The organism is Candidatus Thermoplasmatota archaeon, assembly GCA_030018475.1.
Taxonomy (GTDB): domain Archaea; phylum Thermoplasmatota; class JASEFT01; order JASEFT01; family JASEFT01; genus JASEFT01.
This window is the reverse complement of the sequence record JASEFT010000041.1, coordinates 1-12,028: the sequence shown is the minus strand read 5'-3', so window position 1 is coordinate 12,028 and position 12,028 is coordinate 1. Positions and strand designations below refer to the sequence as shown.

The following is a 12,028-nucleotide window of genomic DNA, read 5'->3' as shown; positions in this document are numbered from 1 at the left end:
ATGCGAAATTTTAGATAAGCTTGCTGAAAAAGTTAGCTCTAAAGATGTTGAGACTTTAAAAAATATAGCTATAACTTCGATTATGAGTAAAAGCGCAAGTGCTGTAAGAGCTAAACTTGCAAATTTAGCGGTAGAAGCAGTACTGAAGATTATTGGAAAAAGAGCAGGAAAGCTCGTTGCAGATATTGATAACGTGCTTGTAGTAAAGAAGCACGGCGGCAGTATGGAAGACACACAAATTATAGATGGTATTATCATAGACAAAGAAATAGCCCATGGCAATATGCCTAAAAGGGTAGAAAAAGCAAAAATAGCTTTGCTCGACAGCGCACTTGAGATAAAGAAGACAGAAATAGATTCTTCAATTAAAATAACTTCGCCAGAGCAACTTCAAGCGTTTCTTAAACAGGAGCAAGAGACTCTTAAGAAAATGGTCGATACAATAAAAGCGAGTGGCGCAAATACTGTAATATGCCAGAAAGGTATTGATGATTTAGCGCAGTACTACCTTGCAAAAAATAATATTCTCGCGGTAAAGCAAGTAAAGGAAAGCGATATTAAAAAGCTTGCAAAAGCTACAGGCGCAAAACTCGTTGGTAGAATTAATGAGCTAACTAAAGAAGATTTAGGGGAAGCGGAACTTGTCTATGAGCAGAAGATAGGCGAGGATAAACTAACTTTCGTCACAGGCTGTAAAAATGCTAAATCAGTATCTGTTTTAATAAGAGGCGGTACAGAGCATGTAGTTGAAGAAGCTGAACGTGCAGTTCATGACGCCTTAAGCGTCGTTGCTTGCGCACTAGAGGATGGCAGAATAGTTACAGGCGCGGGAGCTACAGCTGCCGAGCTAGCACTAGCGCTGAGAGGTTACTCATCTACTGTCAGTGGTAGAGAGCAATTAGCAATAAATTCGTTTGCAGACGCTCTTGAAATAGTACCTAGAACTCTTGCCGAAAACGCAGGTATGGATTCTATAGATACTCTGTTAGCGTTAAGGAAAGCGCATAAGAAAGGCGAGGTAAATGTAGGTGTAAACGTTTTAAAAGGAGAAGTAAGTAATATGCACGCTGGAAATGTGCTTGAGCCTTTGAGAGTCGTTCGACAGGCTATACTTTCCGCTACAGATGCTGCAGTAATGATTCTTAGAATTGACGATGTTATTGCCAGTAAGAAAATCGCGCCACCAGGCCCCCCAACGCCAAAAATGGAAGAATATTAAAAACTTTTCACTCAAACGTCGTTCTTTTAGGGATTACGAAGTAATCCCTGGTTCTTTCTCTTTTTTGCCAGTCGTTTTCCTCTTTCTTTTCAAGAAAGAGAAAAAGGCTGTTAGAAATCCTTCTTCTCAAAACCAATTTCAGGAAATGGCGCAATTACGCTTGTAGCTATATTCTTTAAATGAGCGCCTATTCTACGCAAATAAATAGCAAGTGCAGCGTAAACTATAGCTTTGTTTATCTCAATATCTTTTTCTTTGTTGATTTTGTGGACAAGCGCATCATGTAGCGTTTTTATACCAGCGTAAGAATCTATAACTAATTGCGCTTTCCTGTCATTGCCTTCTACAAAAGCTTCGTGAGCTAAATCAAACTGCTTAAGCACAGTATTCATCGTTTGAGTGATTATATCTATATATTCTCCATCCTCTAGTTTAGCTGGATATAGCAATCCAAGCTGTGCTATGATCTTAGAATAGTCGCCAATCCTTTCATAGTCTATAACAACACTTGCAAGTGTAAGTGCCGTGTTTAAGTCTGGCGCTGTGTTGATAGCTAAATACCCCATGATATCATTCCTTATCTTTACTTCGTATTTGTTTATTTTTATATCTTCACGCGCTAATTCTAACGCTTCTTCGTCTCTATTCTCTACCAAGCACTCATATGCTTTCTTAAATATTTCCTTGCATTCGCGGTTCATTTTGCCTACATCTTCGTAAATCTGCTCAAGTAGTTTAGTCTTCGTTATTGCATCGTAAATCATTCTGAAGCCCATCTTTTTCACCACAGCCTTTCTATCAATATATAAATTCCAGGTATTAAATAAAATGCTATCAGGATATATAAAATTGCTGATTTGCGCTTTTTAGCTACGAAGCTGCCAAGCTTTTTAGCTAGCCCTATAGGCACTTTGCGCAAAGGATACCATATCATTATACCAAGACAGTTAAACATCAGATGTACGAAAGCTATCTGAATACCTACTTCTACGCCCAAAGCTGAGGCTGCTAAAATAGCTGTAACTGTAGTACCAATATTAGCTCCTAAAGTATAAGGGTAGATTTTCTCTACAGTAAGCAATCCAGCGCCTACGAAAGGAACTACAATAGAAGTTGTTACAGAGCTGCTCTGTACGAAGGCAGTGAGTCCAAGTCCTAGAAGGAAGGAGAGCCATGCAGCTCTAAACAGATATTTATTAAGTACGGCATCGAATTTTCTAGATGCAATTGTTCTTGTGGTATCGACAATGACTTTCAGTGCTAGAAATAGCCCCATGCCACCTATAATTATTACTGGAATGCCCGCATATCCACCAAACAGCCACTTTGCTAAATCAGTAATAGGCTCTGCAATAGGCTCTGTAAAGAGCTTTATCGGCGACGCTATTTTAGCACCGCCTATTCCTACAAAGCCTCTTGCCACCCATGAAGTCGAGTTCTGTAAAGGATGAAATATTATTTCTATAGGTAAGAGCACAATTACGGAAAGGATATTAAAAAAGTCATGCACAGTTGCTCCTGAGAAAGCACGTTCAAAATCTTCCTTCCTCTTAATATGCGCAAACGATACCAGACTATTTGTTACGGTAGTGCCTATATTTGCGCCCATTACTGCAGGAATTGCAACTTCTATCGGTAAAATGCCACTAGCGCAGAGCGCTACAATTATAGAAGTAGTGCATGAAGAAGACTGAACTATTGCTGTTGTTAGCATTCCTATTAATAGCGCAGAGATTGGCGAGCGCATTGTTGCAAGTAACGAGTTAGAAAAATCTTTGCCCATGAGTTTAGAGCCATCGCTAATAAGCTCTATACCAAGAAGGAAACTGTAGATAGCGAGAAGTAGCAAAATAACGAGGGTGTATTTGTTTACAAGCAGTTTACGCCATAGCGCCCTAATAGCAGTTCCCAAACGCATCTCAATCTGCAAATGATTTATGAGACTATGAAAGTTATGAGCAGTTTGGATAAATTAACCGTAATATAAATAAGCAAGATAGAGCGCGTAGCACATTAACAGTACAGCTCCTTCCGCTCTGGATAGTTTGTAGCCGGTATAGAGCAGAGGAATTATTACAGCGCATACTAGAAGTGATATGAGCATATTGACAAACAGCTCAGAAGTTATTAAGAGAGGCGTTACCAAAGAGCAAGCGCCTAAAATCAAAAGCACATTGAATATATTAGAGCCTATTATATTGCCTACTGAAATATCAGCGTGTCCTCTATAAGTAGCAATACCTGAAACCGCCAGTTCTGGTAAAGAGGTACCTACTGCAACTAAAGTAAGTGCAATTATTGTTTCAGGAACATTAGCAAAATGAGCAATAAAGACAGCGCTGTCTACAAGTAAACGAGCTCCTAAAATAACGCCTCCAAGGCCTGCAATTATAAAAACAATATTCAGCCACATTGATTTTGCTTTAATTGCATAATTATTTTTAGGAATCGATTTTTTAGCGCACCGAATAAAAAATACTATATAAGCGCTAAAGCATGCGAGCAAAACAGCGCCTGCAAATCTGTCAAGAACCAATTTAAATGAAAAGAGCACTAAAATTAAAGTGGCGATTACCATTATTGGCGCTTCCCTCTTCACAAGGTCCTTCTCTATTTTCAAAGGTCTTATCATAGCGCTTATACCTAAAATAAGTAAAATATTGCAGATTACGGAGCCGACTATGTTGCCAATTGCTATCTCTGTATGGTTTGCCAGAGTTGCAATAAAAGAGACACCGAACTCAGGTAAAGAAGTGCCGTAGGCAACTACAGTAAGTGCTATAAAAAGAGGTTTAACGCCTAACCTAAAAGCAGTTTGAGCAGAGCCTTTTACAAGGCTTTCGCCACCTAGATATAAAAATAAAATTCCAAGAGCGCAAAGTAAGATAGCAACAGGTAAATTAGTTATTGCGAGCATAAACAGGGTATTAGCAAAAGAATTATTTATTAGTTTAGCTTTTTGCAAAAAGGATAATTTAATAACAGCTATGGCTGTTATAATTACAAATGAAAATCAGAGCCTGTATGAAGTGCGGTAGTACGAATCTGAGAACAAGAGCTGTTAGCGAAGGACTAATACCTGGCGATATGCTATCTACAAATAAATTAATTTGTAATGATTGCGGTTATATCGGCGTGCCAATAGTGTTTGATAGTATGGAAGAGCAGAAAACTTTTAGTGAGAGAAAGCACAAATCCCAAACTTAACGATTTTATTGCACTGTGCAAGAGAAAAGGAATGACCACTTTTTTTTAGTTACTAACGGCACTATGCCAAGAGCGCTTGAGAAACTAGCGCCTTTACCCACTCAGCTTTGTATTACACTACCAACGCCTAACGAAAATATTTATAATAAATTATGCAACTTAATACAAAGATAATTTAGAAATATTATTTCGCCAGTTGCAGAAAACGCAATTTTCATCAGGCTGAGGAGGAGTTTCTAACTCAATCACTTCTTTCGCTTTTTTTAGTAGCTCTAAGGTACTTTGGGGTTTTGTCCTCACTTCTAATATCTCTATATCTAGAGGCAGAAAATTATTATCAAGTTCGTCCCCAGGGATTAAACTGAAATATATTAGCAATGCTTTGTTAGTACTAGTATTTCTGCATTTTTCTACAAGATAACAGTAAGAATCTAGCTGAATTTGGTAATAATAAGGTGGTTGATTATTTGGTGGTAATCTACCTGACTTGAAATCGATCACGCAATAGCCTTCATCTTCGAGCAACAGTTCGTCGAGTTTTCCAGTTAGCACCACTCCAACTTCAGGACATTCGTATTCTAAATACTGAGGTCCTAATAGCCTTCCTTTGACGCCCCTTTCCTTAAGCCATTGCGGTAGCTCTTTAGTATTCTGATATTTCTTGATATACTCTTTAATTGCACTGTCCAGCTGACTCAGTATTCTGGGTAAAGGATAGCCAGGCCTAGCAAGTCCTTTTTTATGATGCAGCCAGAAGCACAAAGGGCACTCTACAAGCAAAGGGAGTGAGGTTGTTGATATCCTCATTTTTTAAATAAAATATATTTAAGAATTCTTAATAGTTCCTTTTGAGCAGGACGCAGCAAAAATTTTAACTATCAAATACTATTTATACAAAAATGGCTAAGCTCAAAGTAAAGAAAATACCGCTTGAGGAATATCTAAGAAAAGGCGATTTGAAAAAGTTAATCTGGTTTTTAAAAGCGAAAGCGCTTGAGTTCTCGGGAAAAGAGGAAAAGCTTAGAAAAATAGAAAGTTATCTGCATGATAAAGAAGCTGAGCTGGTACTGAAAGAGGAAGAGCTCAGAAGCAAAATCGAGTCGATGAGATACAAAGAGGAAGAGCTTAGCAGAAGGGAAGAAGAGCAGAGGCTCGGTACTGAGAAGCTAAAGAGAGAACTGTATGAGTTGGAAAAGATTAGTGGAGCGAAAAATATCTCAACTTTAGATGATAAAATGAGAATGATAGAAGGATTAGCAAAGCTCGAATACGAGCTAAAATCGAAAGAAGAAGAGCTTAGAAATAGAGCTGATAAGCTAAAACTCATGGAAGTTGCACTTGCAAAAGAAGAGGGAAGAATAGCATGGCTTGAAATCGAAAGAAGGGAGAAAGAGCTTGATAAGGAGCGTGTGCAGCAGAAAGCCAAGACTGGCATCCCAAGATTAGACGAGCTACTTCTTGGGGGTATACCGTTCGGCTCTTGTGTGCTTATTTATAGCGCTCCTTTTGCAGGCGCTGAGATATTTATGAACAGATTCATAGCTGAGGGATTATGTAAAGGCGTTCCTTGTGTTGTTGTCACTGTTGACAGATCTGCAGATGATTTGAGACAAGAGCTGAAAGATTTTACTGAGGGCTACGAGCAAGCTGAAAAAGCTAAATTGATATCGTATGTAGATATCTATTCCAAAAGAATGGGCATGATATTCGAGCGGAGAGATAATGTAGAATATGTACCCACTTTTAAGGATGTTGACTTAATAAATCTTGCGGTAAATGAGACGCTAAATAGAGTGAAAGAAAAAAGCGGTTACTGCAGGGTAGTATTTCCGTTATCAACACTTGCTACAAGTCTAAAAGCTCAAGAGCTCTTCAGACTCATAGGCGATTTAACTACCAAGTGCAGGAGGAAGAAAGCTGTGGCGCTCTATTCTCTTACAAAAGGCATATATTCTAATAATGAAGTGCAAGTAATTCGCAACTTAAGTGATGGGGTGACAGAGCTCAAAGAAGATAACCAAAGAACTTTCCTCGCAGTTCAGAGCGTGTGCGATGTACAGACTAGAGCTTGGGTCGAATACAAGGCTAAAGGAAAGGATTTAATTATAGGCTCTTTCCATTTGGATTATATTAGATAGTGTTTGAAAAAAATATGCACAATCCTTGGCTGAAAGAAGTTGTAGACGAAGAGGCAATTTCAGAACTTAGGGAAGTAGAGTTTGCGCCTACTTATAATACTAGATGCGTATTATGCAAAGGCACTAAATTGCTTTGCGGTAAGTTACGATGCCCAGTACTTGTAAGAGCTTACGCGCATTTAAAAACAAAAACTTTTATTGATAGTTTGAGTTTAGAAGGCGCCTCACCTCCAGCTGTATTCGTCGGTAGAATAGGCTATCCGTACGTAGCCATAGGTCCTCTAATACCGCCACTGCATGACGATACCTCTTTGCTAGATACCCCCGAGTTCTGGACTGGTAAGAGCATAGATGAGATTGTTGAGTTCAGAGCCAAGCTTGTGCGGGGTAAGTATCGAATCAATGTGACTGGTGCCAGTAAGATAACCGATGGAATCAGAGAGTTAGCATTGAGCAGAGGGCCTACAGAAGTGAAGGCACTTTTTACTAAAAAGCCTGCAGGTAGATTAGTATTAGATGAAAACGCACCGCCTTTTGGACCAAGCGCGCCTTTGAAAAAAATCGAGCTTAGCGAGCTTAAAATAGATCCTAGACTTGACAAGGCTTACACCGATACAGATCTAAAAGCTGCTGAGGCAGTAATTGAACTATATCGTGCAGGCGCTTTGGTATCTAAAATTCAACGTGCTTTTTCAGTAGGCGCTTTAGGATTAGAAAAAAAGCGTAAATTTGTACCTACAAGATGGAGTATTACAGCTGTTGATTCTATAATTTCTAAAGAGCTTATCGAGAAGGTTAAATATTATCATTTAATAAGCGATTACGAGGTTTACGAGGCAGAGCAGAACGATCGGAAATTCATAGTTTTACTCATACCTAGAGAATGGAGCTACGAGTTAATTGAGGCTTGGTATCCAGGTACTGTATGGAACCCTACAGGCGCAAGAGCTGTGATTTATTCCTCGTTCGAGCCTTACGAAGGTAGAACTAAATATGCAGAGATAGGCGGCTGTTACTATGCGGCAAGATTAGCATGCACAGAATTTCTTACTAGCATTGGAAAACAAGCTTCAGCTATAGTGTTTAGCGAAGCCTACCCAGGCTATATAATGCCTCTCGGTGTTTGGCATGTAAGAGAAAATGTAAGATTAGCGCTCAGGGAGAAAAGTAATAAATTCGACTCTTTAGAGCAAGCGTTGAACTATATTTCCACCAAATTGAGAGCGCCTATTTTAAGATGGCTTCGTAACAGTAATCTACTTAAATCATTGCTCTATCAGAAGAGGATTGAAGATTATTTAAAAGAGAAATGAGTGCAACGAAACTAGAAGAATTAGTACGAGAGATAATAAAATGCAATAAATGCAGGCTAGCGAAGACGAGGCTAAGAACAGTACCAGGCGAGGGCTCTGAAAACGCAGAAATACTATTTGTAGGTGAAGCTCCAGGAAGAAACGAAGATCTAGCAGGCAAGCCATTTGTTGGTAGCGCAGGTAAATTTCTTACTGAACTTATCAACCTGCTCGCACTTGAAAGAAAGGACGTGTACATTACAAACGTTGTTAAATGCAGACCGCCTAAAAACCGAAAGCCTACTGAAGAAGAAATCAAAACATGCCTATCTTATTTAAAAAGGCAAATTGCAATTATTAAGCCTAGAATTATTGTGCTACTTGGTAATGTAGCGATACAAACATTGCTTGACAAAAATTTAATTTCAACAAAAGCACACGGCACTGTGCACAAAAAAGAAGGAATTATATATTTTTTGACATTTCACCCAGCAGCTGCTTTGTATATGCAGAAATTAAAAAAAGTAATGATTGGAGATTTTAAGAAACTGACAGGGTTATTATGAAACTTACTGAAATTTATTGTAAAACTGCTCTTTCCAAATCATTACTTCCAGGCTTAGATTACGCACTAAATCCTTACAGGGGCTGTGAGCATGCTTGTGTTTATTGCTATGCGCCTAGCGTTTTAAGAGAATCTCGTTTGTGGGGCTCTTTCGTAGATGTTAAAGTCAACATTCCCAATGTGCTTGCCAAAGAGTTGGAAATTAAAAAGAGAGGCGTTGTTGGTATAGGCACAGTTACAGATGCTTATCAGGCTATAGAAATGAAATACAAGGTTACAAAGAAATGCCTACACCAGCTACTAAAATACGAGTTCCCTATTTCTATTCAGACCAAATCTTCGCTTATACTCAGAGATTTAGAGCTAATCAAAAAATTTTCTGTTAAAGATGTTGGGGTTACAATAACAACGCTCGATAATGAGCTAATAAAAAAATATGAGCCTTACTCAAGCTCTGTAAAAGAAAGATTTGAAATATTAGAAAAATTTGCGCAAGCAAACGTAGACACATGGGCTTTTATAGGACCTGTAATGCCGTATATAACCAACAGTAACTTAGAACTGCTAATCAATAAAATTGCAGTTACTGGTACTAAAAGAATAATTGTAGATAGATTGAGATTGAAAAAAGGTGTTTGGAATAGAATAAAAAAGTTTCTAAGCTCCTACAATCCAAATTTAATACCAGAATACAAAAAGATATTGTTTTTACCTAACGATTATTTTGAAAAAATTTATTTAGAACTAAATGCTCTATGCAAAGAATACAAATTAAAATGTGAGCGCGCATTTTAATATTTCATTTGATTCTCACCGTTTCCAGATTCATTGGCGCTCTAGTATCCAAACCGTACTTTTTATAAATTGTACTTGCTAAATCAATGCATTTTTGATATTCACCGTGAGCTATAATTATACGTTCCGGCTTAGGCTCCAAATGATGTACATAGCTCAATAGCTGACGCCTGTCGCTATGGCCTGAGAAACCATCGCAAGTCTCTATCTGCATTTCTATTTTTAAAGTTGTAGTCTTACATTGATGAGAATACTGTAATTCCCTCAAGCCTTTTTGAATTCTTCTGCCAAGCGTACCCTCAGCTTGATATCCAACGAAAACAAGCATATTTTTTGGCTCCGAACACCATGCTTTCAGATATTCCATTACTGGACCACCATTTAGCATACCAGCGGTAGCTAGTACAATACAAGGCTCTACTTCGTTTAGAATAGTTTCTCTCTTTTCGGAACTGTCTACTCTTTTGAAGCTGTCTGAAAGGAATGGATTTTCGCCCCTCTGAAATATTGCGTTCCTCAGCTGAGTATTAAGAAATTCTGGGTAAGCAGTATGAATTGCAGTAGCTTCCCAGATCATACCATCTAAATAGACAGGCACTTCAGGCAGCTCTTTATTAGAAATTAAATTTTCAATTACCATCATTACTTCTTGGCTCCTGCCTACTGCAAATACTGGTATTAGAAGCTTGCCGCGTTGAGCTAGAGTAGTTTGAGCCAGTCGCTTTAATTGCTCTGTAGCCTCAGCCCTTGTAGGCTGGAAATCATCTTTGCCGCCGTAAGTAGCCTCTAAAACTAGAGTTTCCACTCTAGGGAATTTATTAGCAGCTGGATTGAAGAGCCACGTGCGCTCATATTTAATATCGCCGGTAACCGCAATATTATGCAAGCCTTCACCAACATGGAAATGGGCAATGCAACTACCTAAAATATGACCTGCATTATGATAAGTCAGTCTCAAATCAGGCGCTATATCAGTTGTATCGCCATACCTTAGAGTAATGCAGTGCTTGATAAAATCTCTTATATTTGCAGATTCATAAGGTATTTTTTTGTTCTCAGAAGCAGCTACTTTAAGATAATCTAACTGCAACAAAGCGCTTAAATCCCTAGTTGGTAGAGTGGAGTAAGTAGGCCCTGTATAGCCATATTTATAAAGTAAAGGAGCAAGTCCTGAGTGATCTAAATGTGCATGGGTAAGAACAACAGCATCCAACGTTTCCAATGGCAGTACCTCAGGTAATTGCAAATAAGGTGGCGATTCATCAGCTACATTTATGCCGCAATCGACCAATACTTTACTATCTTTTGTAGTGATAAGTAAAGCGCTTCTACCTACCTCTCTAAAGCCTCCAAGCGCTGTAATCCTTATCCAAGTTTCGTTGCCGCTAATCTCTCTGTGGATGCGCTTGCCTATCTTTCTAAGCGCTTCTTTCCTGCTCGAAGCCTCCTTCTTCAAGTTCAAGTATTCTCTAATATCTTTTACTATCTTTGAAGGGATTGGCGGCGACCTTACTACTCTAGGAGCCCAGCCTATCTCCTTCTTCAGCTCATTCAGTACAGAGCCGTACTTACCTATAGCAAGGTTTGGCTGCAAAGCTTCTATAGTTACCTCACCGCAATCGGCATCAAAATAAATATCTTTTATACCTGCTTCTTCAGGTATTATCTCCCTAATTTTTGGTTCTGCAAGTTCTTTGTCTACTAACATGACGGGGTCTGGCCTAATAACGACTCTTTTCCTAAGTGCCTGCGCTAACTGCCTGACAATGTCACCGTTAGTCGCAAATTCTTCAAGATTTTTGGTATAAACAACTACGTAAGGACCTTCAAATTCTACGTTGGTTAGTTCTATATTTGAAGGTATTGTCGCTCCTATTCTATCTCTTATTTTAGCCAGAACTTCTTCAATACCCATCGACTTTTCCCAAATTTAGAATTTTGCGTTTTCGCTGTTAGAGTTGCGTATAGAGTAAAGTTTAAAAAACCTAAGCGAGCTCAAGTTTCTCTTTCCTTTTTTTAATTTCTTCCTCTGTAATCTCTTTGTAGCCTTTTTTAGTTATTGTAACTATATCTACAGCATCGCCTGAAGCACTGTCTCTTTTCATAGCCGCTGTGAGGGCTCTCAACGCTAAATCCACACCTTCGTTCGTATTAATATCTTCTTTATAGTAGTCTTCGAGTACGCCATAGACATAAGGCAGTCCTGAGCCTGTAGCTACGTATTTATCTTCAATATTGCCTCCAGCAGGGTCTAACGAGTAAATATGATTGCCTTCATTATCTATTCCGCAAACTAGTAACTGAACCCAGAACGGGAAATATCTGCTGCTAGATAGTATATTTGCCATGAGTGTGGAAGCGCCTTTTACAGTTATGGCAACTCCTCTGCGCATTTTGTAGAGCGCTACCTCAGCACTAAGCCATCTTGCTAATAGCTGTGCATCGCCTACCAAACCAGCGGTAGTTATACTAAGAGCATCGTCAATTTTGAATATCTTCTTTGTTACTTTATGCGCTATGTGCGTACCCATAGTAGCTCTTTTTTCAGCGCCTATTACAACGCCGTCTTTGCAAACTAGTGCAAGCGTTGTTGTGCCTCTTTTTAAATTTTCAAATTCGGCAGGATACATTTTTAGCTATCTAAAAATTATTGCTAATAGTTAATAGAGCTACGAGTATTTAAATTTATTCAAATCTCGTGTGCGGAAACTATAATGTTGTTTTTGTCAGCTCTGGCACCCGTAATAGCTAGCTGTAGGGTAACTTATATTTAAGCATAGACGGTAGAGATGCATTTTGGATAGTTTATAAA

12 protein-coding genes and 1 pseudogene are annotated in these 12,028 nt (G+C 38.7%); 7 read left to right on the top strand and 6 right to left on the bottom strand.

From position 1 onward, the window contains the following. Window positions 1-1,219: thermosome subunit beta (gene thsB, locus QMD21_05865; GenBank protein MDI6856290.1), on the top strand; the 1,219-nt coding region annotated here is incomplete at its 5' end. Window positions 1,220-1,329: 110 nt separating this feature from the next. Here thsB and QMD21_05860 read toward each other — a convergent pair. The 3 genes from QMD21_05860 to QMD21_05850 are packed head-to-tail and all read right to left on the bottom strand — an operon-like array spanning window position 1,330 to window position 4,136. After that, the gene (locus tag QMD21_05860; GenBank protein MDI6856289.1) at window positions 1,330-1,995 is read right to left on the bottom strand and encodes a PhoU domain-containing protein; all 666 of its coding nucleotides are present in this window, start codon (window positions 1,993-1,995) and stop codon (window positions 1,330-1,332) included. Window positions 1,996-2,000: 5 nt separating this feature from the next. Continuing rightward, window positions 2,001-3,137, bottom strand: coding sequence for a Na/Pi symporter (locus QMD21_05855; protein MDI6856288.1), 1,137 nt, complete (start codon window positions 3,135-3,137; stop codon window positions 2,001-2,003). 54 nt (window positions 3,138-3,191) lie between these two features. After that, window positions 3,192-4,136: a calcium/sodium antiporter gene (locus QMD21_05850; protein MDI6856287.1), complete on the bottom strand. Its 945-nt coding sequence runs from the start codon at window positions 4,134-4,136 to the stop codon at window positions 3,192-3,194. Window positions 4,137-4,225: 89 nt separating this feature from the next. Here QMD21_05850 and QMD21_05845 point away from each other — a divergent pair, with 89 nt between their 5' ends. Both QMD21_05845 and QMD21_05840 read left to right on the top strand, forming a co-directional pair. Next, a complete protein-coding gene (locus QMD21_05845) occupies window positions 4,226-4,426 on the top strand; it encodes a hypothetical protein (protein ID MDI6856286.1) in 201 nt (66 codons plus the stop codon). A gap of 42 nt (window positions 4,427-4,468) precedes the next feature. After that, window positions 4,469-4,579: pseudogene (locus QMD21_05840) on the top strand (4-demethylwyosine synthase TYW1). A gap of 6 nt (window positions 4,580-4,585) precedes the next feature. Here QMD21_05840 and QMD21_05835 read toward each other — a convergent pair. Continuing rightward, window positions 4,586-5,233: a PD-(D/E)XK nuclease family protein gene (locus QMD21_05835; protein MDI6856285.1), complete on the bottom strand. Its 648-nt coding sequence runs from the start codon at window positions 5,231-5,233 to the stop codon at window positions 4,586-4,588. A gap of 92 nt (window positions 5,234-5,325) precedes the next feature. On the opposite strand from QMD21_05835, the gene QMD21_05830 reads away from it, so the two are divergent. From QMD21_05830 to QMD21_05815, 4 genes are read left to right on the top strand one after another with little or no spacing between them, the layout of a single operon-like run. Then, window positions 5,326-6,564 carry an ATPase domain-containing protein gene (locus QMD21_05830; GenBank protein ID MDI6856284.1) on the top strand — a complete coding sequence of 413 codons (1,239 nt, stop codon included), beginning with the start codon at window positions 5,326-5,328 and terminating at the stop codon, window positions 6,562-6,564. Continuing rightward, complete coding sequence (locus QMD21_05825) at window positions 6,564-7,877, top strand: Nre family DNA repair protein (protein MDI6856283.1); 1,314 nt, start codon at window positions 6,564-6,566, stop codon at window positions 7,875-7,877. The genes QMD21_05830 and QMD21_05825 overlap by 1 nt, the downstream gene beginning before the upstream one ends. Continuing rightward, complete coding sequence (locus tag QMD21_05820) at window positions 7,874-8,422, top strand: uracil-DNA glycosylase (protein MDI6856282.1); 549 nt, start codon at window positions 7,874-7,876, stop codon at window positions 8,420-8,422. The genes QMD21_05825 and QMD21_05820 overlap by 4 nt, the downstream gene beginning before the upstream one ends. Further along, complete coding sequence (locus QMD21_05815; protein ID MDI6856281.1) at window positions 8,419-9,216, top strand: radical SAM protein; 798 nt, start codon at window positions 8,419-8,421, stop codon at window positions 9,214-9,216. The genes QMD21_05820 and QMD21_05815 overlap by 4 nt, the downstream gene beginning before the upstream one ends. A 4-nt stretch (window positions 9,217-9,220) precedes the next feature. Here QMD21_05815 and QMD21_05810 read toward each other — a convergent pair whose 3' ends face one another. Continuing rightward, window positions 9,221-11,131, bottom strand: coding sequence for a beta-CASP ribonuclease aCPSF1 (locus QMD21_05810; protein MDI6856280.1), 1,911 nt, complete (start codon window positions 11,129-11,131; stop codon window positions 9,221-9,223). A gap of 70 nt (window positions 11,132-11,201) precedes the next feature. Beyond that, window positions 11,202-11,846 carry an archaeal proteasome endopeptidase complex subunit beta gene (gene psmB, locus QMD21_05805; protein ID MDI6856279.1) on the bottom strand — a complete coding sequence of 215 codons (645 nt, stop codon included), beginning with the start codon at window positions 11,844-11,846 and terminating at the stop codon, window positions 11,202-11,204. Window positions 11,847-12,028: the final 182 nt, after the last annotated feature.